The sequence below is a fragment of the Shewanella sp. ANA-3 genome (assembly GCF_000203935.1).
Taxonomy (GTDB): Bacteria; Pseudomonadota; Gammaproteobacteria; order Enterobacterales; family Shewanellaceae; genus Shewanella.
Map to the genome: position 1 here is coordinate 1110002 of NC_008577.1, position 25389 is coordinate 1135390.

The window sequence follows — 25389 nt, forward strand, 5'->3', positions numbered from 1 at the left end:
TATACAGTATTTTGAGTGTCGGAGGAATGCAAGGTGCGAAAAATCATTCATATCGATATGGATTGCTATTTTGCTGCGGTGGAAATGCGGGATTTTCCCGAATACCGCGGTAAGCCTTTGGCCGTCGGCGGCAGTCGGGTGCAGCGTGGCGTCATCAGCACTTGTAATTATGAGGCGCGCAAATTTGGTGTGCGTTCTGCCATGGCGACGGGCTACGCATTGAAATTGTGTCCCGATCTTATCCTCGTTCCCGGTCGTATGCAGGTTTACAAAGAGGTCTCACAGCAAATTCGCGCCATTTTCTGCCGCTACACAGAGTTAATCGAACCGCTTTCCCTCGATGAAGCCTATTTAGATGTCAGCGATTGTAAGCTGTTTAAGGGCTCTGCCACTTTAATCGCCGAGGCAATTCGCCGGGATATTTTGGCCGAAACTGGGCTGACGGCATCGGCTGGCGTGGCGCCGATTAAATTTCTCGCTAAGGTCGCCTCTGATTTAAATAAACCCAACGGGCAATGTGTTATTCCACCCGATGAGGTTGCCGAGTTCGTTAAAAGCTTATCCCTGCGGAAAATTCCCGGAGTAGGTAAGGTGACCGCTGAAAAACTGTCTTCACTAGGCTTAAATACCTGCGCCGATGTGCAGGCTTATCCTAAGCAAGAGTTGATTGCTCGTTTTGGTAAGTTTGGCACAGTGTTAGTCGAGCGGGCCCATGGCATCGATGAACGTGGAATTTCGGTTAGCCGCGAGCGCAAATCTGTGGGGGTTGAGACCACACTCGCTCAGGATATTTACACGCTTGAGCAGTGTCAGCAGGTGATGCCGGGATTAATTCAAGAGCTGTCCAGCCGTTTAGGGCGAAGCGCTAAGGGGAGGCAAATCCATAAGCAGGTGGTCAAACTTAAATTTAATGATTTTAAACAGACCACCATCGAGCATCGCAGTGACGAGGTCTCCGTGGTGATGTTCTATGAGCTACTGAGCCAAGCAATGGCTAGGCAAGAGGGCCGTGGAATTCGGTTACTCGGGGTTTCTGTTGGACTCGCCGAGAGTAAAGACACGCTTTCGCCGCTCATGGTACGCGAAACGAAGCAGTTGGATTTTGTGTTTTAGTGTCAATCTAATCAGAGCGGATCTGGCTCCGCGCCAATCTAACCTAGTTTAGTTTAGATAACGCGATAATCAGCCTTACGCAGTGCGCAAATAGAAGCCACAAAAAGGCCGCATTGGTAAACCCTCTGCGGCCTTTGTTATTTAAGTCTGCTTAGCGACTATTCAGCTGGAGTGATTATTCACCTTTAGCGGGAATGCGTTCTAGCACAGCAAGGAGCAGATCCCAGTATTGACCAACTGTGGTGATATTGACCATTTCATCCGGGCCATGTGGGTAGCGGATAGTAGGGCCAATCGACACCATGTCCATTTCTGGATAAGGCTTCTTGAACAGACCACATTCAAGACCCGCGTGGATCACCATGATAACAGGTTCTTTATGGTAGATAGACTCGTAGGTCTCACGCACAATCGCCATTACGGGTGAGCTGTTATCAGGCTTCCAACCTGGGTAAGCGCCACTGAATTCAATTTCAGCGCCAGCGAGGTTGGTCAGTGCATTGAGCATGCCTTCAACCTGAGTGCGGCCCGAATCGATGAGCGAGCGAATTAAGCACAGAATGCTAACTTCTTCATCATTAGTGCTGATCACGCCTACGTTGAGTGAGGTTTCGGTCACGCCCGCGACTTCATCGCTCATACGCATCACGCCATTAGGGCATACATGCAGCAGGTCGATAAGCGTGTTTTGGCTGTTTTCACTCATCACACGTTTTGGCGTTGGGATTTCGCTCAACACTAAACGCATGTCTGGGTCGGCAATGGCCAGCTCAGCGCGGACTAAGGCTTCAAAAGCACGCACTTTTTCATTCAGTGCATCGACATTTTCAGCGGGTAACATAAAGCTGATATTGGCTTCGCGTGGGATGGCATTACGCAGTGAACCACCGGTAAATTGGGTTAATTCCAACGCTAATTCATCAGCATTTTCAAACAGGAAGCGTGCCAGAAGCTTATTGGCATTACCGCGACCTAAATGGATGTTCACCCCTGAGTGACCGCCTTTTAAGCCCGATAAATGTAGGCTAAATGATGCGTAACTTTGCTCCGACGCTTGCCATACCATAGGCAGAGTGATCTGGGCATCGACGCCGCCAGCGCAGCCCATGTAGATTTCACCTTCTTGCTCTGAGTCGGTATTGATCAGGATTTCAGCATCCAGCATACCCGCTTGCAGGCCGAAGGCGCCTGTCATGCCCGCTTCTTCATCAATTGTAAGCAGCACTTCCAGTGGGCCGTGTTTGATGTCGTCGCTACCTAAAATCGCTAAGGCCGACGCCATGCCAATACCATTGTCGGCGCCTAAGGTCGTGCCTTTGGCTTTTACCCAGTCACCGTCAACATGGGCTTCGATAGGATCTTTGGTAAAGTCATGCACTTTGTCGGCATTCTTTTGCGGCACCATATCGATGTGAGCTTGGATCACGACGATTTTGCGATCTTCCATTCCCGCGGTTGCGGGTTTGCGAATGATTAAATTGCCGACCGCATCTTCCACGACATCGAGTTGTTTACTCTTAGCCCAGGCTTGGATGTGTTGGCTGAGTGCTTGTTCATGTTTGGAAGGGTGGGGAATTGCACAGATTTGTTCGAACCATTGCCATAAAGGCTGTGGGTATAACTGACTTAACGCTGTCACAGGAGGTCCCTCATCAGGTCTTGTGGGTATAGGGCAAATTTGGCTTGATCCTACCACATTCTGCTCGGCCGATTAATCTTCTCGATAAGCCTCTGTGTGCTTGTGGCAGCGAAAGTTGCCAGCCTCAGTCTTTTCGATGGGGACAAAGGGATTTTTTGATTGGTAATTAAGCGTTATAGCGGGAATAATGCAGGCACAATAATGAAAAAGGATGGGTCATGTTTCAAGTTAACTTTGTTGATGTACAAGCAGAAAATGCCATTTTTGATGGCGAAGGTTGGGATGCGGTTGTGGTGGTCACTCCGGATCTCGTTTCTATCGGAATTGATGAGATCAGTTTATTGGCCGAGCATGGCGCTAAGGTCGATAAGCGTGTCGGTAAGAGCCCGACGTTACTGTTTGCCCCCGGTTTAGCCGGTGGCCGTTTAATCATAGCGCCCGTCACTCAAGTGGCTGATGATTATGCCGATGTGCGTATTTATGGCGATGCGGCAAGAGCCGCGATTGCCATCGCTAAAGACGCGGGGGCTAAGCGCCCCCTACTGTATGTGGTGCCTTCTGCCACGCCTAAGTTTGGTTTTGCGAGTGAAGTTGCGGCGCTCGCCTGCGGCCAAGAATTATGGCAAACCTTAGAATTGCGCGAGGCAACGGGCTTAACGCCAGCCTTTGAAGCCATAGGGTTGTTGTCTTTATCATCTGAAAAGAGCCACTTGCTCAACGCATTAGAAGCTGGCCGTGTATTGGCTCGGGATTTATGTGGCACTGAACCTGAGCGCATGTCGGCTAAGGCTTTTGCCGAATATTGTTTGCAAGCCTTTAAAGGCAGCGTGATTAAAACCGCAGTGGTGGAAGATAGGGATATTCTCGAGCGAGATTATCCGCTGTTAAGTGCGGTGGCGCGTTCTTCCTTTGCCGTTGGCCGGCATCAACCGCGGGTGGTGAAACTCGAATATCAGCCCGAAGGTGAGATTACTCGTACCTTCTTATTTGCTGGTAAAGGTGTGGTCTACGATACGGGCGGTGCCGATCTGAAAGTCGGCGGCGCAATGGCCGGCATGAGCCGCGATAAAGGCGGCGCCTCTGCCGTGGCGGGGTTATTTAAAACCTTGTCTATGCTCAAGCCTAAAGGGATCCGAGTGATCGCCGAACTGGGCTTAGTGCGTAATAGCATTGGCAGCGAAGCCTTTGTCACCGATGAAATTATCACTAGCCATGCGGGCGTGCGGGTACGCATTGGTAATACGGATGCGGAAGGGCGCTTAGTCTTGGCAGACCTGTTAAGTCATCTGCGCATTAAAGCGGTCTCGGCGGTGCAACCAGAGCTGTTTTCGGTCGCGACGCTGACGGGTCACGTGGTGCGTTGTTACGGGTCGTATCCTGCTGCGGTTGAAAATGCGGTCGCCAGTGGCGCCCAGTGTGCGCAGACACTCGCGTTACAGGCGAGCCAATGGGGCGAACCCTTTGAGGTTTCTACATTACGTCGCGATGACTTTGCCAAGATCCGCGAAGTGTCGGGGGCGGCCGATATTTTATCTTCTAACAATGCGCCATCTTCGGTGACGGCCCGTGGGCATCAATATCCTGCGGCGTTTCTGCTCAAGGCTTCGGGATTGTTTGATCACGGTATTAACGCCGCAATTCCTTTAGCTTACACACACTTAGATATCGCAGGCAGTGCCACTGAGGGCGATCCGCTCTATGGTAAACCCACTGCGAGTCCCTTAGTCGGTCTGTATCAATATCTGATCAATCGTTAACAATTTAACGTAATAAATAGAAATAATTCTGTAATATCTTACTTATTAGGTGGTTACAGGGTTATTTCTGTTTTTATGTGACGCAGGTCGCCAAGATTTTTGATGGTTTTACGTAATAAAATTACGTTAAAAAGCCTTAATTAAAAAAAATACAAATAAAGCTTGTAATAAAACTACGAAACCATATAATAGTTTTCGTGGACAGGGCAATACGCCCATCCCCTCTAGTCTATCCAGGATGGATATCCTTCTCCAAGGACCCGAGTGACAAGTCGTCTCAACGGATTTGAGAATCTCTAGTTCCAAGGAACCGAGCCAAGCTTTACTAGAGTACTTAATCTCAACTTTACTTAGGAGTAATTGACTATGTCTTATACAGGCAAGAATCACTTTGTTTGGCAAAACACTTGGATTAACTCAGATGTTTTGCGTGGCGGTTTATTCGCTATGAGCTTTAAGGGCTAACTATCCCTTTAAACCTAGTTTCCATCATCCATCAACCTTTGTATCGCCTTTTTGGCGTGTTTAGACTCAAGTAGCATATCGGTGTTTTTGCATGGGTATGCCAGGTTTTTCCGCTAGCGCGGTAATGTACTTCCCCGAAAGGGACGCTTGAAATATGTCTTGCCTGCTCATTGAGCAGGCTTTTTTTTACCTGTTTTTCAGCTTAGATAACTGATTTCGCTCATATCCTAGTATCTCGTCAAAAAATTTTTGCCTAATGGCAAAAAATGTCCTGTGTTGATGAGTTTCTTTAATTATTTGTTTTTAAAGCGTAAAACTTTTTTGTGAGCGCGGCTTTTATTTGATACGACTTAAGAATGACAAATTTGTTATATTTATCACATAAAATACAAATGCAAATCGTTCTCAATGGTGTTACCGTATGCGCACCTTAACAAAACTTGCTGAACGACTATGCGTTTTAATCTACTTCCTCTTGCGGCTGCGGTAACACTAGCATTGAATCCTTTGGCGTTGATGGCCGAAGAACAAACCTCTTCTAAAACAGAGACACAAGATCAAAATATCGAAAAAATCACCGTGATGGGTAAATACACTGTGAGTCGAAATATTGATACAGCGACAGGTCTCGGACTCACATTACGGGAAACGCCACAGTCGGTCAGCATCATGACGGCGGATCGGATTGAAGATCAGGCGTTAAATACTGTGGTCGACGTGGTGAATAACACTGTGGGCCTGTCTTCTTCAAAAACCGATAACGTGCGTAACGGTTTTTCGGCCCGCGGTTTTACCGTACAAAACTATCAAATTGATGGCGTGCCTTTATCTTGGAGTTTAGGCGGCGATGCTGGCGAAACGGTATCGGATGTGTCTATCTACGAGCGTGTTGAAGTTGTGCGTGGTGCTACCGGTTTATTAACGGGTGCAGGCGATCCTTCTGCCTCGATTAACTTAGTGCGTAAGCATGCCGACAGCTCAGATCTTAAAGGTTATGTGGATGTCGCAACGGGAAGTTGGGATAAAAAACAAGTCACTGCGGATGTGTCCAATGGTTTGAATGAAGACGGCAGTGTCCGTGGCCGTTTAGTCGCTAAGTATGTGAATAGCGATTCTTACCAAAATCTGTATCAAGACCGTAAAACCATTCTCTATGGTGTGGTTGATAGCGATATCACCGCCAACACTTTACTGCGTGTCGGTGCTAGCTATAACCACAACGATCCAAAAGGCGCGATGTGGGGCGCGTTGCCCGCCGTCTTTAGCGATGGCTCAGCCACAGATTGGGATACTTCGGCCACCACAGCCGCCGATTGGAGCCGCTGGGAAACCAAGAATATCAACTACTTTGCTAACCTAAATCATTACTTCAGCAATGGTTGGCAACTGGTGGCTAACTACAACCGCATGGAATATGAAACCACAACTAAGATGATCTACATGTCGGGTTTACTCGATAAAGACACGGGTGCTGGGCTCAGTGGTCAGCGTTATCACAGCCATGGTGAAAGTAACTCGAATAACTTTGATGTGCAGCTTAAGGGCGACTATGACCTCTTTGGTCAAACCCATGAGTTTGTGACGGGCGCCTTATATAGTAAGCAAAAATCCTACGCCGATACTTATGAGCCTATCCGTGACGATATGACGGGTTGGGACTCACAAGTGGTCGATAACTTCTACGAATGGCAACAAAATCAGTTTGCTGAGCCTGAATGGTCGACCAATGCGAACCGTCAGCTCAATATGGATACCGAGCAAAAAGGCTTTTATGCGGCGACTCGCCTGACCATCACCGATGATTTCAAACTGATTGCCGGTGGGCGTATCTCAAGCTGGAACCGTGAAGGCGTGAGCTATGGTACCGATACTAACTTTGGCGATGATGGTGTGTTTGTGCCCTATGTTGGTGCCTTATACGATATCAATGAAGAGCACCGTATTTACGCCAGCTATACCGGGATTTTTAATCCGCAGAATAAACAGGATGCGAGTGGCGATTATCTTGACCCATTAGAGGGGAAAGCATATGAGATTGGTTTAAAAAGTGCGTATTTAGATGACCGTCTGCATACATCGCTAGCATTGTTTAAAATCGAGCAGGATAACTTTGGTAAACAAGATCCGGACTTTGTACCGACTGAAGAGCAAATCGCCAACGGCCAAACGACCGCATACTATGCTATCCAAGGTACGGAAAGTAAGGGCTTCGAGTTAGAAGTTGTTGGGGAGTTTATCGACGGTTGGAATATTTCAGCAGGCTATTCACAATTTAAAGCCGAAGATGCTGAAGGAAATAAGCTGGATACAACCAGTCCACGTAAGCAATTTAAACTCTTTACTACCTATCAATTTGTGGATTTATTACCAGAGTTAACCATTGGTGGTGGAGTGAATTGGCAAAGCGACAGTTATTCTACAGGTGGCAATGTCACTATCACGCAGGATGCCTATTCTTTGGTGAATCTGATGGCGCGCTACGATCTGGCTGAAAATATGGATCTGCAGGTTAACGTAGAGAATTTACTGGATGAGAAATATTACGCCTATATGTCAACCTCTAGTTATTTGCCAGAAGCTTATAGCGTATATCACTACGGTGCGCCACGTAACTTTACCGTTAGCTTTAACTATCGCTTCTAAGCATTTTCCCCGTTGAACTCAAAAAGCCGGTGCACTTAAGGGCACCGGCTTTTTGCTATCGACTTCACTACGATTTTTGGCGTAGATGCGACCGAGTATGCCAGCATGGGATAAGCATTGTGCTGTTTTGTGATTATTTCGCTTTAAAAACAATGTGCTATTCATCCTGAACGACGTTTGAATTTTCCCGGTATTAAGATTGGCTTGCTAACCCCTATTTAGCGTGAGCTTTAATGTAAATTAAGCTCGGTGGTTTTTTGTTCTGTTTAGCGATTTCTATCAAGAAAATCTCCATCAATTTTCTGGCCTGACCAGCACAAACTCCCTATAATCCCCAGCGAAAAACACGACTACATAGTGTTTACATTTTTGACCCTACCTACTTTAAAAGAAAAGGAACCCAGTTCCATGTTAGAAAAGCTGTTCAAACTGAAACAAAATCAAACGAGCCTCAAGCAGGAAGCGATAGCAGGTTTGACAACATTTATGACTATGGCCTACATCATTTTTGTGAATCCAATGATGTTAGCCGATGCGGGTATGGATCATGGCGCCGTGTTTGTGGCCACCTGTTTAGCGGCGGCGGTGGGTTGTATTGTGATGGGTGTCATGGCGAACTATCCCATTGCACTGGCTCCAGGTATGGGACTCAATGCCTTTTTTACCTACACAGTCGTGGGTGAAATGGGCTATAGCTGGGAAACGGCACTCGGCGCAGTTTTCCTGTCGGGAATTTGCTTTTTAATTCTGTCTCTAGTGCGTATTCGCGAGTGGATTGTGAACAGTATTCCTATGTCGCTGCGTATCGGTATTGCCGCGGGTATTGGTTTATTCCTCGCGCTGATCGGTCTTAAGAGTGCTGGCATTGTGGTAGCAAGCCCTGCAACCTTAGTGACCATGGGCGATATTACCGCCTTCCCTGCGGTAATGGCCGTGTTAGGTTTCTTCCTGATCATCGCCATGGTGCAACGTGGCATGAAATCGGCAGTGATTTTAAGCATCCTTATCATCACAGGACTGGGATTAATCTTCGGTGATGTGCATTACAACGGTATCGTCTCTATGCCGCCTTCAGTCGCACCGACCTTTATGGCGATGGATTTATCCCAAGTATTTGAAGTGACAATGCTGTCTGTGGTATTTGCCTTCTTATTTGTGGATCTCTTTGATACCTCTGGCACCTTAGTTGCGGTGGCGCAGCGTGGTGGTTTCCTCGATGAGAAAGGCCGTTTACCTCGCTTAAACCGTGCTTTAACCGCTGACAGTTTAGCCACGATTGCGGGCGCAGCCTTAGGCACGTCAACTACCACCAGTTATATCGAAAGTACCGCAGGGGTGAGCGCGGGCGGTCGTACTGGCTTAACCGCTGTCGTGGTTGGTTTACTGTTTATCTTGGCCTTATTTCTATCACCATTAGCAGGGATGATCCCTGCCTATGCCACGGCTGGTACGCTGTTCTATGTGGCGATTCTGATGATGTCCGGACTGGTTCACGTCGAATGGGAAGATTTAACAGAAGCAGCGCCAGTAGTTGTGGTCTGTATCCTAATGCCGCTTACCTTCTCTATCGCGACAGGGATTGCGCTGGGGATTATTTCCTATGCCGCCATCAAACTGTTAACAGGCCGTTTTAGCGATTTAAATATCGGGGTGATTGTGCTCGCGGCGATGTTTATTGCGAAATTTATTTACGGCTGATACTTAGCCAGTCGCCAATTAGACGGTTTTTTTGAGGGTCATCTAATCGATGGCCCTTTTTTATGCGCGATCCCAAGCAGAATTGAAAATTTCTACCAACATCCGGCCCACTAACTACCAATTGCTCTGCGGATTAGGTATAAGGATTATCCGGTTATTTTCTACATATGAATAATGAATTTAAGTGAGATTGCGTATCGCCGCGTGGTAGTGAAGTTAGGGACGAGTGTGCTGACGTCTGGCAGTAAACAGCTAGATAAAGCCCATATGGTTGAGCTTGCTCGTCAAATGGCAGCACTGATGAGATCAGGGGTCGAAGTCGTATTATGCACTTCTGGCGCAATTGCCGCCGGACGCGAACATCTCCAATACCCGGAATTGCCCGACACTATGGCCAATAAACAGTTATTAGCCGCTGTCGGGCAGAGTCAGCTTATTCTCGCTTGGGCACAACTCTTTAGCATCTATGGTTTGCATGTGGGGCAATTGCTGCTGACCCGTGCTGACCTACACGATAGAGAGCGATATTTGAATGCCCGCGATACGCTTAATGCCTTGCTGGCAAACAATATTATCCCAATCATCAACGAAAACGATGCCGTTGCTACTAATGAGATCAAAGTGGGCGACAACGACAACTTGTCGGCGCGTGCGGCACTGCTGTGTGATGCCGACCTGTTGATTTTGTTGACGGATCAAAAGGGCTTATTCGATGCCGATCCGCGCACTAACCCTAATGCTAAGCTGATTTCGCAGGTCGAGAAAATTGACGACAGTCTGCGCCTGTTAGCGGGTGGTTCGGTTTCTGGCTTAGGTACGGGCGGAATGTCGACTAAGCTAGAAGCTGCGGATATTGCTCGCCGCGCGGGTATTGAAGTGGTGATTGCCTCGGGTCATCACCCCGATGTGATTAAAAAGGTTGTCGGCAAAGAATCTGTCGGCACGCATTTTAGTGCCATCGAAAATCCGTTAGAGAGCCGCAAACAGTGGATTTTAGCGGGACCTGCCGCCCAAGGTTCACTGGTGCTCGATGCGGGCGCGGTGAAAGCCGTGACCGAAAAAGGTCGCAGCTTGCTCTCTAAGGGGATTATTGGCGTTAAAGGGGAATTTGAACGTGGTGCAACCCTGCAATTGGTTGACCAAAAAGGCAAAATCATTGCCAGAGGCATCACCCGCTACTGTGGTGAGGCCTTAGGGTTAATTGCGGGTAAACATTCCGACGAAATCGAGTCAGTGCTCGGTTACGATTATGGTGACGCAATAGTGCACCGCAACGACATGGTCGTCTTATAAGCGAGGTCTGTTTTGAGTCAAACTAATCAAGCGCAATATTTACAACAACTGGGCAGTCAGGCTAAGCAAGCCAGCTATGCCTTGGCCAATCTAAGCGCCGTACAGAAAGCGGATTTACTCGAGGCGATTGCCGAGGCCCTGACGCAGAACACTCAGGCGATTCTTGCGGCTAACGCCAAAGATGTTGCCGCTGCTAAGGCTGAAGGCTTGAATGATGCGATGATCGATAGATTGTTGCTTAACGAGTCGCGTCTGGCGGGGATTATCGGTGATATCGGCGATGTGGTGCGTCTTGCCGATCCCGTTGGCGAAGAGTTTGGCAGCCGCGTGTTGGACAATGGGTTAAGGCTCACGCGCCGCCGCGTACCGCTGGGGGTAATTGGGGTTATTTATGAGGCGCGGCCGAATGTGACGGTCGATATTGCGGTATTGGCACTGAAAACCGGTAACGCAGTGATTTTGCGCGGCGGAAAAGAGACGCTCGAATCTAACAAACTGATTAGTGAAGTGATCCGTGGCGCGATTGCGAGCCAAGGTCTGCCAGTCGATGCGGTGCAGCTGATTGATTCTCCCGATAGAGCCTTAGTCACAGGTCTACTCAAGCTCGACCAATATGTCGATATGATAGTCCCCCGTGGCGGACAAGCACTGCAGCGTCTTTGCGCCGAGCAAGCGACGATTCCGGTGATTTTAGGCGGCATAGGGATTTGCCATCTGTATGTCGATAAACATGCCGATCTTGAGCGCGCACTCGAGGTGATTGCTAACGCAAAAGTGCAGCGCCCCACGGTGTGTAATGCGTTAGACACCTTGCTGGTGGATACCGCGGTTGCCGAGCGCTTTGTGCCGCAAATTGCCGAGTACTTACACCGCTTAGGTGTGCGTTTTTCGGTGTGTGAACAAAGCTATGCGCTGCTCGATGGGCTGGGTTTTGATATTTCCCCAGCAACAGAGCAAAGCTTTGCGACCGAATGGCTGTCTTTGACCTTAGGCATTAAAGTGGTGAGCGATATAGATACAGCCATTGCCCATATCCGTACCTATTCCAGTGGGCACTCTGAGGCGATTCTCACCGATGATATCCACGTGGCAACGCATTTTATGAACGAAGTGAATTCGGCTGCTGTGTATGTGAATGCCAGTACCCGCTTTACCGATGGCGGCCAATTTGGCTTGGGTGCGGAGGTGGCCGTGAGCACACAAAAACTCCATGCCCGTGGTCCTATGGGGCTTGAGGCGCTGACCACCTATAAGTGGTTAGCATGGGGTGATTACACTAGCCGCGCTTAGTCCTTATCGTTTTATCAAATCGTTCCATTAAAAAAGCCGCAATAGCGGCTTTTTTTGTTGGCAAATATCTCGGTTAATGGATAAGCGGGGTGTAAGTGGCAATTAACCATAGGCACAGAAATGCTACCGACATCGCAGTGGTGAACTTACGAAAGGCTCTAATGTACTCCAAGGTATACAAAAAATACTTCTCCTGCACTCTGCGGGTGATCAGTACCGAGGGGAGTAAAAAAGTGCAATAGAGCATCACCACCATGGTTGTGAAACCATTTCCGAAAAAATGCTCATAGATAAACAGGGCAATACAAATGAGCATGGCGACCCAACCGATAGGGCTTATGCCATCTTCTTGATTCCATTGAGTTGATTTTTCCATCTGACTATCCTTAGTCGTCTGCGTACAGTTCAATTTATAGACGGATATGCTGCAGTTTTCAACTCTGTTGAGGATAAATGCTGTGACGCTCTCAGCATATTTTAGCAATATCTGATGTTTTGCCTTAAAGGGTTTTAATATCCGCAAATGATCCGCGGCATAATTTCGCTAAGTCATTCGCCGCAAGGCAGATTTCAAGGCCGCGGCGGCCGGCACTGACATAGATTTTATCGAATTGCTGAGCCGTCGCATCGATCAGCGTTGGCAGCTGTTTTTTCTGAGCTAGGGGGCTAATGCCGCCAACGAGGTAGCCAGAGGATTTTTGCGCTAAATCCGCATCGGCCATTTGCAGTTTCTTCAGGCCTAAACATTTAGCGACGGCTTTTAAATTGAGTTGATGATCAACTGGAACGAGCGCAACAGCAAGCGGCGGATGGGCTTTATCGGTCGCGACCAGTAAGGTTTTAAATACCTGCGCGGGGGCGAGCCCTAACACATTGGCGGCTTCTTCGCCGTAGGCGGCGCAGTGTGGGTCGTGACTGTATTCTAAGATTTCAAAGGGAATTTTGGCTTTCTTTGCCATTTGTACGGCTGGTGTCATGCTCTCGTCCTCGCGCCCCAATTAGGTGCAATAAAAGTCTAGGGGCAATAAAAGTCCGCCATAGTAGCCCTTTCTGCGGCGTTAAAATGTTAGCTCGGGCATAAATTATCTATGCCCGATATGCCTTACTCAGTCTGCAAGCTTGGCATTGAGCTTGGTTTTGCGCTCCAGATAGCGCGGGAATAACTGCTGCAACATCATGCCACTCAAAATAAAACCTAATCCGATATACGTTGCGGTGGCGATAGTCTCTTGCAGAATCCAGGCAATAAAGCCAATCGACATTACTGGCGATAAGAATACTAAGGTACTGATATTGGCCGTGCGAGTCGCGGTTTTAAGTGCCATTAACCACAGCACGAAGGTAATGCCCATCTCAAATAAGCCAACATACATCCCCGCCATCACGGCGCTCAAACTAAAGCTGGGTAGGGTATCGGTCAGCAGCAGTGTCACGGTAATAAAAGGTAAACCAATTAAAAAGCTCAATAGTAGGCTGACGACGGGGTCGCCTTGATCTTTAGTGTTCACAATCCAATATAGGCACCAGAGCAAAGTGCTGGTTAATGCAAGACCAATCCCGAGCGGACTGTCGAAGCGAAAACCGCTGACATCGCCGCCGGTGGCGATAATGAAGACCCCTGAGTAGGCGATCAGTGCCGCAATCATATCGCTCTTACGCAAATGTTGTTTCAAGAGCGGCGCAGCTAACAGCGGCAGCAATACCGCCCAAGTGTAATTGAGTGAGAGTGCCTGCTGGGCGGGTAACAGTGAATAGGCTTTAAACAGCACTACATAATACAGAAAAGGGTTTATCAGCCCGGTAACCAGATAAAACGCCGGGCGACGCAGGAGCTGCGCTTTAAGGAGTGGCAGTTTTTTCTGCCAAGCGAGAATAGCACCTAGGGCGATGATTGAGGTGAGTACCGCCACAAACACCAGCTGCAATGGGCTATAAAATCCGAGGGCAATCTTAAAGGCGGTTGCCACCGTCGACCAGAGGAATACCGCGGCCATGCCGTACACATATGCCAAATTTGAAGATTTCACACTATTACCCTATGCGCTTAAACATCACTCAATGTGCGCAGATTGAATAACAGCTATTGCTGATAAGCAAGCGGATTTTGCGGTTTTGAATATTTTATACAGTCGCGCACTTTGAAAAGATAAATCAGAAAAATTTTTTATCGGCCCTTGTAATTAAATTCCCTGTCCCAATATAGGTGTTAAGGCAGAGAAGGTGGCTAACAGTGGACTTGAAAAAAAACCGTCCGGCCCCATATCAAAACCAACTTATAAATTTAGTTAGACAGAAATTTTTCGGAGGACCTCATGGGTAAAATTATTGGTATCGACTTAGGCACAACAAACTCTTGTGTAGCTGTCCTCGATGGTGGCAAAGCACGCGTATTAGAGAATGCTGAAGGCGATCGCACAACCCCGTCTATCATCGCTTACACCGATGATGAGACCATCGTGGGTCAGCCAGCAAAACGCCAAGCTGTAACTAACCCAAATAACACATTCTTCGCGATTAAGCGTCTGATCGGTCGTCGCTTCAAAGACGACGAAGTTCAACGTGACGTGAACATCATGCCATTCAAAATCATTGCAGCCGACAACGGTGATGCGTGGGTTGAATCACGTGGCAACAAAATGGCTCCACCACAAGTTTCTGCTGAAATCTTGAAAAAGATGAAGAAAACTGCAGAAGACTTCTTAGGTGAAGAAGTGACAGAAGCGGTAATTACCGTTCCTGCATACTTTAACGATTCACAACGTCAAGCCACTAAAGATGCGGGCCGCATCGCGGGTCTTGAAGTTAAACGTATTATCAACGAACCAACGGCTGCCGCACTGGCCTACGGTATCGACAAGAAGCAAGGTGACAACATCGTTGCCGTGTACGACTTAGGTGGTGGTACATTCGATATCTCTATCATCGAAATCGACAGCAACGACGGCGACCAAACCTTCGAAGTATTAGCGACTAACGGTGACACTCACTTAGGTGGTGAAGACTTTGACAACCGTTTAATCAACTACTTAGCTGACGAATTCAAGAAAGAGCAAGGCTTAGATCTGCGTAAAGATCCATTAGCAATGCAACGTCTGAAAGAAGCGGCTGAAAAGGCGAAAATTGAGCTTTCAAGCACCAACCAAACTGAAGTGAACCTGCCATACATCACTGCCGATGCAACAGGTCCTAAGCACTTAGTGGTGAAAATCACCCGTGCTAAGTTAGAGTCACTGGTTGAAGACTTAATCATTCGTACCTTAGAGCCATTAAAAGTGGCACTGGCTGACGCTGACTTATCAGTATCAGACATTAACGAAGTGATTTTAGTGGGCGGTCAAACCCGTATGCCTAAGGTTCAAGAAGCGGTTTCTAACTTCTTCGGTAAAGAACCTCGTAAAGACGTAAACCCTGACGAAGCCGTAGCCGTAGGTGCCGCGATTCAAGCGGGCGTACTGTCAGGCGACGTGAAAGACGTTCTGCTGTTAGACGTAACACCACTGTCTCTGGGTATCGAAACCATGGGCAGCGTAATGACCAAGCTGATTGAGAAAAACACGACTATTCCGACTAAGGCACAGCAAGTGTTCTCAACAGCCGATGACAACCAAAGTGCAGTAACCATTCACGTACTGCAAGGTGAGCGTAAGCAAGCGAGCGCGAACAAGTCATTAGGTCAGTTCAACCTTGACGGTATTGAGCCAGCACCACGTGGCATGCCACAAATCGAAGTGATGTTCGATATCGACGCTGACGGTATTCTGCATGTTTCTGCCACCGACAAGAAAACCGGTAAGAAACAAAACATCACCATCAAAGCTTCTTCAGGCTTAAGCGAAGAAGAAGTGGCGCAAATGGTACGTGACGCTGAAGCACACGCTGAAGAAGACAAGAAGTTTGAAGAGTTAGTGCAATCTCGCAACCAAGCTGACGGCTTAGTTCACGCAACTAAGAAACAAGTTGAAGAAGCGGGCGATGCACTGCCAGCAGACGACAAAGCTAAGATTGAAGCGGCAATGAGCGCAGTTGAAGTTGCAACTAAAGGCAACGACAAAGAAGCCATTGAGAAAGCGACTCAAGAGCTGATTGAAGCGTCTGCTAAGCTGATGGAAATTGCTCAGGCTAAAGCTCAAACTCAAGGCGGCGCACAAGAAGGTGCTGCAAAACAGTCTAACGCGACTGCCGATGACGTTGTCGATGCTGAATTTGAAGAAGTGAAAGACGACAAGAAATAACATTTGCTCTCAATCAAATTGATTGATTTCAAATAGTTAATTTCTAGGCGGGCGTTACGGGGAAACCCTAACGCCCGTTCGTTCAACTTAAGCTGAGAAGCATGAGATTATGTCAAAGCGAGATTATTACGAAGTATTAGGCGTTGGTCGTGACGCCAGCGAACGTGAAATTAAAAAAGCCTACAAGCGTTTGGCGATGAAGTTTCACCCCGATCGCAACCCTGGCGACAAAGCTGCCGAGGCGAGCTTTAAAGAAGTTAAAGAAGCCTACGAAATCCTTACCGATGCCAACAAAAAAGCGGCCTATGACCAATTTGGTCATGCGGGTGTGGATCCGAATCGCGGCGGCGGTGGTGGCTACGGCGGCGCGGGAGATTTCGGCGATATTTTCGGTGATGTCTTTGGCGATATTTTCGGCGGTGGACGCCGTGGCGGTCAACGCCAAGCGGCCCGCGGCTCAGATTTACGTTACAACCTAGAGTTATCACTGGAAGAAGCCGTCAAAGGCCTCACCAAAGAACTGCGTATTCCAACCTTAGCCAGCTGTGATGTGTGTGACGGCAGCGGGGCGAAAAAAGGCTCTTCGGCGACCACCTGTGGCACCTGTCATGGTCAAGGCCAAGTGCAAATGCGCCAAGGTTTCTTCACCGTACAACAGCCATGTCCAACCTGTCATGGTCGCGGCAAGATCATTAAAGATCCTTGCTCTAAGTGCCATGGTGATGGCCGTGTCGAGAAGACCAAAACGCTGTCAGTTAAGATCCCAGCGGGTGTCGACACTGGCGACCGTATCCGCTTAGCGGGTGAAGGTGAAGCGGGCGAGTTTGGTGCGCCACCGGGCGATTTATACGTTCAGGTCACAGTACGTGAACATGCTATTTTCGTGCGTGATGGCAACAACCTCTACTGCGAAGTGCCAATTTCATTCAGCAAAGCGGCGCTCGGCGGCGAGATTGAAGTGCCAACACTGGACGGCAAAGTCAGCCTGAAGATCCCAGCCGAAACGCAAACGGGCCGTATGTTCCGTCTACGTGGTAAAGGGGTTAAATCGGTTCGCAGTCATGCCGTGGGCGACTTGCTCTGCAAAGTCGTGATGGAAACGCCTGTCAACCTAAACGAGCGTCAGAAGGAATTACTGCGTGAGTTTGAGGCAACATTAACTGGCGAATCAAAGAAGCACAGCCCAAAGGCTGAAGGCTTTTTCGATGGCGTGAAGAAGTTTTTCCAAGACCTGAATAGCTAATTAGGTTTGCTGGCGCCGCTGTTATGTTAGCTGCGCACTAGATAAATAAAGCCTCGCAGTGTTTAACACTAGCGGGGCTTTTTTATATCTCAAATCTAGTTTGAGATTTCGTTGGCTTTAAAGCAAAGTCAAAGTCGTGGGGCTTCACCCCACACCCGACCAAAAGGGGAAAAGCGCCTGTTCCCCTTTTGGATATCCCCCGGCGTCCCCAACGGAGTTGAAAGCCCCTTGTGCTCATTGCCAAATTTGCTATCGCTTCCGAAGGATGCGTCCCTGCACCTGCGAAAGCTAGCTCGCCATCCATGGCGAGACTCACGCAATTTGCCTATTCGCCCTGCGGCAACTCCGAGGGGATGGTATACACATCACATTTCGAGTAGACATTGACTACTCATAAAAGTTGACTGTATTCATCAATTGCTCACTAAAGTTAAATATCTCATCTAAGTTATTAATTGGATGCCTTGTTTCATTCTTTTCAGCATCTAAAAGGCCTAGATATTTCTGCTTTGCATTAAAATGTAATCTACAGAGTGGTTTACGGTTGTTATCATCAAGCAATATACCGAAATAACTTTGTGTATCCCTAGCAACAACACGACTCAAATCAACCTTCTGTCTTAGGATAGCTTTGATAATGTTATAACCTTCAACCTCTTCTTCTGTCGTTATTACTTTATTCTTTTCTTCCTCGGGAGTTGAAGGTACATCGGTTTGTGGTACCTCAGTTAACTTATCATTATTTAATGCTGTTTTTATTCTTTCATTAATGCTATCACTCAAAAACTGCATCAAAGCTTTTTGCGTTATATCATGAAATTGTTGCTTCACTTTTGGTGTTAAAGTACCTTCATACGTTCTTGAAGCAAAAAATCTTACAAACTCCTCCTCTGGCTCTTTGAATTGCTCAGCCACAATTTTCTTAATTTGACTGAGGTACTTTAACTCTCCAGCGCTACTTACAATAGAATCAATATTAAATACAGATTTAGCGAGTTTCCTAACTTCTGGAATAATATGTTCATCTATATCTTCTAAATCAAATTTCAAAAATGGCTTTTCATCCATTTTATTTGGAGCATCGGAGTCAGTAAATATTTGATATTCTGAACCGTTAGTAAGTATTGCAAGACGGGCATTAGTAACTGAAAAATATCTAAATAATTGCGAAGCATGTTTAATTGTAAGCTTTTCACCATATTTCTTACATTCGATGAGTATTTGAACCTCTCCATCCTTCATTAAAGCGTAATCAACTTTTTCACCCTTTTTGTTTATCGTATCAGCAGTAAACTCTGGAATAACTTCCGTTGGGTCGTATACATCCCATCCTAATACTTTATCTAAGAAAGGCATAATTAAGGCGTTTTTTGTAGCTTCCTCAGTCTGCAAATTGCTTTGAATTTGTGGAATACGTTTTGCTAAAACATTTATACGTTCAATAAAATCCATCTTATTGGCCTCATAGTTTGACTCAGTAAACAAACATAGCCTATATCAGAACGTTGTACCAAAAAATCAACATTGATCACTTTGTGCACACTTTAGGTTTATAAAAATCAAATGTTCGGGACGAGTAAGCTATTCTCTTTTGAAAAATTTACAGCCGAACACAAAACAAGAGGTATACACCTTCCCCTGCGAAGTTGCTGAAGGGCGTTGAAGGAAATCGCGTGAGCGAGGCATGGATGCCGAGTTAGCTTTCGGGGTACAGGATGTACCATCGGAAGCGTTAGCGATTTTCGAATAAGCACGAAGCTAGTCTCTAATGCATGTAACTTCGCTTGGTCGGGTGTGGGTTGAAGACCCACGACTTTGATTTAAAAACCTTTAACTCAATGATTGCTTGTCGATAGTTGGTAATTCGATACGTCACTGGATATGACGAAACAACTATCCCAAGGCTTTAGTCAAAGCCGAAACAACATTGGTATTCAACGCCAACTCTGCGTAAACTTTCGCTCCCATGTTTTTATTGGTGTTGCGATGACCATTCTTAAGCCTTCTACTTCCCCAGAGCCTTCTCCTGAGTCGTTAACCTTTGCTGAGCTTGGCATCAATTCGGCGTTATGTTCGGTATTGCCTGCCGGGCTCAAGCATCCGACACGGGTGCAGCAATTAGCGATTCCGGCGATTCTTGCGGGGCGAGATGTGTTAGCGCTGTCGCAAACCGGTAGCGGTAAGACCTTGGCTTTTGGTTTGCCCTTGCTGCAAGCCATCCATCAACAACTCGAGTCAGTGTCATCCTCGGCCTGCAAGGCGCAGGCTTTAGTGCTCGTGCCGACACGGGAGTTAGCGCAGCAGGTAACTATGGCACTGCAAGCGCTGGCGACTCAGTTATCACCTGTCCCTTTGAATATTCAGCTTCTCTGTGGCGGCATAGCGCAGGAAGAACAATTAGTTGAACTCACCGCTAAACCGCAGCTTATCGTGGCAACCCCTGGGCGGTTATTGGATTTATGCACACAGTCCCATATCAGTCTCGACTCGATTAAATACCTAGTGTTAGACGAAGCCGACCGCTTACTGGAAATGGGATTTTGGCCAGATGTGCAAAAGCTGATGGCAATGATGCCTAAGCGTAAGCAAACCTTACTGTTTTCTGCCACCTTGCCAGAGGCTTTAGATTCTTTGGCGGGTAAATTGCTGACCAATAATCCCCAACGGGTTGAGGCCAGTACGCGCAATGCTGTCGCCGCCGACATCGAAGAGCGACTGTATTTAGTCAATAAGGGCAGCAAGGCGCAGGCATTGATTGCATTACTCAAACAGTATCGATGGCCGCAGGTGCTGGTGTTTATCAGTGCCCGCGACGATGCGGATGCGATAGCGAAACGGCTACTTAAGGCGGGGATAAATGCTGCTGCGCTGCACGGCGAAAAAGATCAAACTGTGCGCAGTCAGACCTTGGCCGACTTTAAAGCCCATCGCATTCAAGTGGTGGTGGCGACGGATTTAATGGCCCGTGGGATTCATGTCGATGCCTTGCCTGTGGTGATCAACTTAGACTTACCCACGAGTGCGCCTGTGTATGTGCACCGCATTGGCCGCACCGCAAGGGCGGGCGCTAATGGGCTCGCCATCTCTTTGGTGTGTCATGGTGAAATGCTAAGCTTAACCGCGATCCGCAACTTGACGGCGCGTGAGTTACCGTTAGCATCATTGGCGGACTTTCCTGTGACTGATAAGCCGAGCGAAAGAGCCAGAGAGGGCGGTACTGATAATAAAGTGGCACCTAAGCGCCCACCTCGGGATAAACAGGCAAATCGTCGCAGTCTTAATAAGCACAGTGTAAAAGCCTTTAAAGGTAAGCGTTGAGAGAGCCTGTGCTGCTATCCATAAATTGCTATCCATAAATTGCTAGCACTTATTGGCTGCTGTTTACCTGTGTGCTTATTCATATTAGAAGCTTACTCACATTAGAGGCTTACTCTGATTAAAGGATCCGGCATGGCGTCGACATTAGCGATAAGTAACGCACTTCACCACATGGTCAATCACGGGTTAATCACTCAACGTTTTAGGCTTCGGCCATTTCAGCGAGCGGATCTCGAGGCTTTTACTGCCTATCGAGCCGAGCCTAAGGTCGCCAAATATCAAAGCTGGACGGATTACTCTTATAGCGATGCTGTCGCGTTATTCGAGAACATGGATTACGCACAATTTGGCGCGGCGGACACTTGGTTTCAATTGGCGATTGTCACTGCGGCATCGCTTGTAACGCCTGCCACCTTAGTGGGCGATTTGGCGCTGTATTTTATTGATGAGCAGCAAATGGAAATCGGCTTTACGATTGCGCCTGAGTATCAAGGTCAGCAGGTTGCGTTTGAGGCAGTCAGCGCATTACTGGATTACCTCTTTGTGGAATTAGATAAGCATCGTGTTATTGCGATAACCGATACTCAAAATCTTGCCAGCTGTCGATTACTCGAAAAACTCGGTTTTCGGCGCGAAGCCCATTATGTCAAAAATATCTTCTTTAAGGGCGCATGGGGCGATGAATACCTCTATGCCATGTTAAGGGGAGACTATATTGCACCTTAACGGGCTCAAAGCTCACTCGGCTTTAAGGCAAGTTCTGAATGTCGTTTGGCTTCTGCTTGCTATCTCAGTAAAATCTTAATCATGATTAGCTAGGTTCGGCCTCGTTCGGATTAAGGAGTTCCCTATGAAAGCAACAACACTCGCCTTAGTGGCGGTTGGACTCACGTTAGGATTATCGGGCTGCGCGACCACTAAATCGCCCACGGGGAGGGGTCAAACCTTGCTGTATTCGGCATCGCAAATGCAGCAAATGGGGGATGCTTCTTTTGAAGAAATGAAAAAGCAGCAAAAGATCAGTAGCGATAAAAAGCTGACTCAGTATGTAAATTGCGTGGCGAATCGCGTCACTGCAGTGCTGCCCGATCAAAGCCAGAAGTGGGATGTCGTCTTGTTCAACTCCGAGCAAGTTAACGCCTTTGCATTGCCTGGCGGACACATTGGTGTGTATACCGGCTTACTTAACGTCGCGAGTACTCCGGACCAACTGGCGACCGTATTAGGCCATGAAGTGGCCCACGTATTAGCCCAACACGGTAATGAACAGGTCTCTCGGGCGCAGATGACGGGCATGGGGATGCAAATCGCCGATGCAGCCCTTGGCGCGAGTGGAGTCTCAAACCGTGACTTATATATGTCTGCCTTAGGACTGGGGGCGCAGGTCGGGGTGATTTTACCCTTTGGTCGCGCTCAGGAGAGTGAGGCAGATGTGATGGGGCTGGAGCTGATGGCGAGGGCGGGATTCGACCCAGCGCAGAGCGTGGTGCTGTGGCACAATATGTCGAAAGCGGGTGGTAGCCAAGGGCCAGAGCTGTTATCAACGCATCCATCCAACAGCAATCGTATCGCCCAACTCGAGCAATTACAGGGGCAAATGCAGCCTTTGTATCAGAGCGCAAAGGCAAGTGTTAAAAACCAATGCGTGTTGCCGAAATAGCGATTTAGGGCGTGGCGCTCGTTTAGATGCAGGCCTTATCTTGCCGCAATTAGGCGCTATTGCTGGATAAATACGCATCGGTTACGTAAAATCGCCGCCAAAGTTAAATAAGCAGTCAGTTTATCAGCATAGGGCGTGGAACTATGATAAACTGGCGCGCAAAATTCCATTGAACATTGAGAGTCGTTAATTATGTCTGATAAATTCAGTACTGTTGAACAGCAAGCAAGCTATGGTGTAGGTCGTCAAATGGGCGAGCAACTGGCTGCTAATTCTTTTGAAGGTGTGGATATTGCTGCCGTTCAAGCAGGTTTAGCCGATGCATTTGCTGGCGTTGAAAGCGCTGTATCTATGCAAGATATGCAAGTTGCATTCACTGAGATCAGCCGTCGCATTCAAGCGGCTCAAGAGCAAGCTGCAGCAGAAGCTTCTGCCGAAGGCGAAGCCTTTTTAGCTGAAAACGCTAAGCGTGCAGGCGTGATCGTGACTGACTCTGGTCTGCAATACGAAGTATTAGTTCAAGGTAGCGGTGCAAAACCAACCTACGAAGACACAGTACGTACTCACTACCATGGTTCTTTCATCAATGGTGACGTGTTCGACAGCTCTGTTGTTCGTGGTCAACCAGCTGAATTCCCAGTATCTGGCGTTATCGCTGGCTGGACTGAAGCTCTGCAACTGATGCCAGTTGGTACCAAGTTAAAGTTATTCGTTCCACATCACTTAGCATACGGTGAGCGTGGTGCGGGTGCTTCTATTCCTCCATACTCAACGTTAGTATTCGAAGTCGAGTTATTAGACATCGTCTAATGTGATTGAAACGCCTAAGCCAGTCTTAGGCGTTTTTGTATGGAAGTGATGAACAGGTTTGAGGAGATTGAAATGGGTGGACAAGTGAGAGTTGCAATTGTCGGTGCGGGTGGACGCATGGGACGGACTCTTATTGAATCGGCTTATCATCAAGAGCACATTCGCTTAGGCGCGGCTATCGAGCGTCCCGGTTCAAGCTTAGTCGGCGTGGATGCGGGCGAACTCGTGGGTGTGGGTAAGTTAAATGTCATTATCATGGATTCGCTCGACTATGCGACCGATGACTTTGATGTGCTGATTGATTTTACTGCGCCAGAGGCCAGTATTGTCCATTTAGACTGGTGTGTGCGTCATAAGAAAGCCATGGTGATCGGCACAACTGGTTTCAATCATGCTCAAAAAGAACAGATCAATGCCTTTGCCGAGCAAACGCCGGTAGTGATGGCGCCGAATATGTCTGTGGGTGTCAATCTGATGTGGAAATTGCTCGAGTTGGCCGCAGAGGTCATGGGCGATTACACCGATATCGAAATTATCGAAGGTCACCACAGATATAAGAAAGACGCGCCATCTGGCACGGCACTAAAAATGGGTGAAGTGATTGCTAAGACCTTAGGTCGTGATCTCGAAAAATGCGCTGTTTATGGCCGCGAAGGGATCACTGGCGAGCGCGACCGTGAAACTATCGGTTTTGCGACTGTGCGCGCGGGCGACTTAGTCGGTGAGCATACCGCCATGTTTGCCGATATCGGTGAGCGTTTAGAGATCACCCATAAAGCCTCTAGTCGTATGACCTTTGCAAATGGCGCTATGCGTGCCGCCCATTGGTTAGTGGAGCAAAAACCGGGTCTGTATGATATGCAGCAGGTATTAGGTTTGAATTAACAGAAAAAACGCCATATTGGCGTTTTTTTTTGCACTCAGATACCAAGGTGTAGACGAGTTTGGATTTATCCTGTAAACTCGCTGGAATTTGTCAAAATTTCGTAAATAAGCGGAAATTGGTATCTTAACATAGCATAAAAACATTATATTTCAGTGGCTTGGCTCTTTATGGAGGTCGCGTTGACAAAGTCTGCCTTACTCGTACTCGAAGATGGAACCGTATTCACTGGCACAGCAATTGGTGCCGATGGTCTCTCTGTTGGTGAAGTTGTTTTTAACACTTCCATGACAGGATACCAAGAAATTTTAACTGATCCCTCTTATTCACGCCAAATAGTAACTTTAACCTACCCCCACATTGGTAACACTGGTACCAATAATGAAGACGTCGAATCCAATGGGGTTCATGCTTGTGGTTTAATCATTCGCGATCTTCCACTCGTAGCAAGTAGTTTCCGCAATCAGCAAACCCTCAGTGATTATCTCAAAGCGAACAATGTTGTTGGCATCGCAGATATCGATACTCGTAAATTAACTCGAATCCTCCGTGAAAAAGGTGCCCAAGCGGGTTGCATCATGGCAGGTGCTGACTTAGATGAAGCGAAAGCACTGGCTGCGGCTAAAGCCTTCCCAGGTTTAAAGGGCATGGATTTAGCAAAAGAAGTGACGACTGACAAAGCTTACCCATGGCGCAAGGGTAGCTGGCGTTTAGTGGGCGGCTTGCCTGAAGATACACCTGCCGAAGCGCTGAAGTACAAAGTCGTTGCCTACGATTATGGCGTTAAGCAAAACATCCTGCGTATGTTGGTTGACCGTGGCTGTGACGTCACCGTTGTTCCGGCAAAAACATCGGCTGCTGACGTGTTAGCGATGAACCCAGACGGTGTGTTCCTCTCTAACGGTCCTGGCGACCCAGAGCCATGCGACTACGCGATTGAAGCGATTCAACAAATCCTGAAAACTGATACGCCGATTTTCGGTATCTGTTTAGGCCACCAGTTACTGGCATTGGCATCAGGCGCGAAAACCTTAAAGATGAAGTTTGGTCACCACGGTGCTAACCACCCAGTGAGCAATATCGAAAAAGGTAACGTGATGATCACCAGCCAAAACCACGGTTTTGCTGCCGATGAAGCCACATTACCTGCCAATATCAAAGTGACCCACAAGTCACTGTTCGATGGTTCACTGCAAGGTATCCATCTAACGGACAAACCTGCGTTCAGCTTCCAAGGTCACCCTGAAGCGAGCCCAGGTCCGAACGATGCGGCCCCACTGTTCGATCACTTTATCGAGCTTATTGAACAATACCGTCAGAACGCTAAGTAATACGCAAGCTAGGA

General features: G+C 47.8%; 19 protein-coding genes. 14 read left to right on the plus strand and 5 right to left on the minus strand.

All coding sequences use genetic code 11. The features are described 5' to 3' along the window. Window positions 1-33 precede the first annotated feature (33 nt). Window positions 34-1113: a DNA polymerase IV gene (gene dinB, locus SHEWANA3_RS04945; RefSeq protein WP_011716075.1), complete on the plus strand. Its 1080-nt coding sequence runs from the start codon at window positions 34-36 to the stop codon at window positions 1111-1113. 175 nt (window positions 1114-1288) lie between these two features. Here dinB and SHEWANA3_RS04950 read toward each other — a convergent pair whose 3' ends face one another. Next, entirely contained in the window at window positions 1289-2752 is a 1464-nt protein-coding gene (locus tag SHEWANA3_RS04950; protein ID WP_011716076.1) for an aminoacyl-histidine dipeptidase, read from the minus strand. Window positions 2753-2970: 218 nt separating this feature from the next. Between SHEWANA3_RS04950 and SHEWANA3_RS04955 the strand changes: the two genes are divergently transcribed. The 5 genes from SHEWANA3_RS04955 to SHEWANA3_RS04980 all read left to right on the plus strand — a co-directional run bounded on the left by SHEWANA3_RS04955 (window position 2971) and on the right by SHEWANA3_RS04980 (window position 11898). Further along, window positions 2971-4509 carry a peptidase M17 gene (locus tag SHEWANA3_RS04955; protein ID WP_011716077.1) on the plus strand — a complete coding sequence of 513 codons (1539 nt, stop codon included), beginning with the start codon at window positions 2971-2973 and terminating at the stop codon, window positions 4507-4509. A gap of 918 nt (window positions 4510-5427) precedes the next feature. Then, complete coding sequence (locus tag SHEWANA3_RS04965) at window positions 5428-7617, plus strand: TonB-dependent siderophore receptor (protein WP_011716078.1); 2190 nt, start codon at window positions 5428-5430, stop codon at window positions 7615-7617. Window positions 7618-8025: 408 nt separating this feature from the next. Then, the gene (locus SHEWANA3_RS04970; protein WP_011716079.1) at window positions 8026-9315 is read left to right on the plus strand and encodes an NCS2 family permease; all 1290 of its coding nucleotides are present in this window, start codon (window positions 8026-8028) and stop codon (window positions 9313-9315) included. A 174-nt stretch (window positions 9316-9489) separates the two neighbouring features. Further along, entirely contained in the window at window positions 9490-10608 is a 1119-nt protein-coding gene (gene proB / locus SHEWANA3_RS04975) for a glutamate 5-kinase (protein WP_011716080.1), read from the plus strand. Window positions 10609-10620: 12 nt separating this feature from the next. Continuing rightward, the gene (locus SHEWANA3_RS04980; protein ID WP_011716081.1) at window positions 10621-11898 is read left to right on the plus strand and encodes a glutamate-5-semialdehyde dehydrogenase; all 1278 of its coding nucleotides are present in this window, start codon (window positions 10621-10623) and stop codon (window positions 11896-11898) included. 73 nt (window positions 11899-11971) lie between these two features. On the opposite strand, the gene SHEWANA3_RS04985 is transcribed toward SHEWANA3_RS04980, so the two are convergent. The 3 genes from SHEWANA3_RS04985 to SHEWANA3_RS04995 form a co-directional block, all read right to left on the minus strand. After that, complete coding sequence (locus SHEWANA3_RS04985; RefSeq protein WP_011716082.1) at window positions 11972-12274, minus strand: hypothetical protein; 303 nt, start codon at window positions 12272-12274, stop codon at window positions 11972-11974. A 124-nt stretch (window positions 12275-12398) separates the two neighbouring features. Continuing rightward, window positions 12399-12875, minus strand: coding sequence for a Cys-tRNA(Pro) deacylase (gene ybaK, locus SHEWANA3_RS04990; RefSeq protein WP_011716083.1), 477 nt, complete (start codon window positions 12873-12875; stop codon window positions 12399-12401). Window positions 12876-13004: 129 nt separating this feature from the next. Next, complete coding sequence (locus SHEWANA3_RS04995) at window positions 13005-13925, minus strand: DMT family transporter (protein ID WP_011716084.1); 921 nt, start codon at window positions 13923-13925, stop codon at window positions 13005-13007. A gap of 285 nt (window positions 13926-14210) precedes the next feature. Between SHEWANA3_RS04995 and dnaK the strand changes: the two genes are divergently transcribed. Continuing rightward, window positions 14211-16130: a molecular chaperone DnaK gene (dnaK, locus tag SHEWANA3_RS05000; RefSeq protein WP_011716085.1), complete on the plus strand. Its 1920-nt coding sequence runs from the start codon at window positions 14211-14213 to the stop codon at window positions 16128-16130. Between the two features lie 109 nt (window positions 16131-16239). After that, window positions 16240-17373, plus strand: a complete 1134-nt coding sequence (dnaJ, locus tag SHEWANA3_RS05005) for a molecular chaperone DnaJ (protein ID WP_011716086.1) — start codon at window positions 16240-16242, stop codon at window positions 17371-17373. Between the two features lie 387 nt (window positions 17374-17760). Here dnaJ and SHEWANA3_RS05015 read toward each other — a convergent pair whose 3' ends face one another. Next, complete coding sequence (locus SHEWANA3_RS05015; RefSeq protein ID WP_011716087.1) at window positions 17761-18825, minus strand: type I restriction endonuclease; 1065 nt, start codon at window positions 18823-18825, stop codon at window positions 17761-17763. A gap of 534 nt (window positions 18826-19359) precedes the next feature. Here SHEWANA3_RS05015 and SHEWANA3_RS05020 point away from each other — a divergent pair. The 6 genes from SHEWANA3_RS05020 to carA all read left to right on the plus strand — a co-directional run bounded on the left by SHEWANA3_RS05020 (window position 19360) and on the right by carA (window position 25375). Further along, window positions 19360-20691, plus strand: a complete 1332-nt coding sequence (locus tag SHEWANA3_RS05020) for a DEAD/DEAH box helicase (RefSeq protein ID WP_011716088.1) — start codon at window positions 19360-19362, stop codon at window positions 20689-20691. Between the two features lie 132 nt (window positions 20692-20823). Further along, entirely contained in the window at window positions 20824-21417 is a 594-nt protein-coding gene (locus SHEWANA3_RS05025) for a GNAT family protein (RefSeq protein WP_011716089.1), read from the plus strand. Window positions 21418-21541: 124 nt separating this feature from the next. Next, complete coding sequence (locus SHEWANA3_RS05030) at window positions 21542-22351, plus strand: M48 family metallopeptidase (protein WP_011716090.1); 810 nt, start codon at window positions 21542-21544, stop codon at window positions 22349-22351. 192 nt (window positions 22352-22543) lie between these two features. Next, on the plus strand, window positions 22544-23161 hold the full coding sequence (locus SHEWANA3_RS05035) for an FKBP-type peptidyl-prolyl cis-trans isomerase (RefSeq protein WP_011716091.1): 618 nt from the start codon (window positions 22544-22546) through the stop codon (window positions 23159-23161). A gap of 72 nt (window positions 23162-23233) precedes the next feature. Next, window positions 23234-24046, plus strand: coding sequence for a 4-hydroxy-tetrahydrodipicolinate reductase (gene dapB / locus SHEWANA3_RS05040; protein ID WP_011716092.1), 813 nt, complete (start codon window positions 23234-23236; stop codon window positions 24044-24046). Window positions 24047-24214: 168 nt separating this feature from the next. Further along, the gene (gene carA / locus SHEWANA3_RS05045; RefSeq protein WP_011716093.1) at window positions 24215-25375 is read left to right on the plus strand and encodes a glutamine-hydrolyzing carbamoyl-phosphate synthase small subunit; all 1161 of its coding nucleotides are present in this window, start codon (window positions 24215-24217) and stop codon (window positions 25373-25375) included. Window positions 25376-25389: the final 14 nt, after the last annotated feature.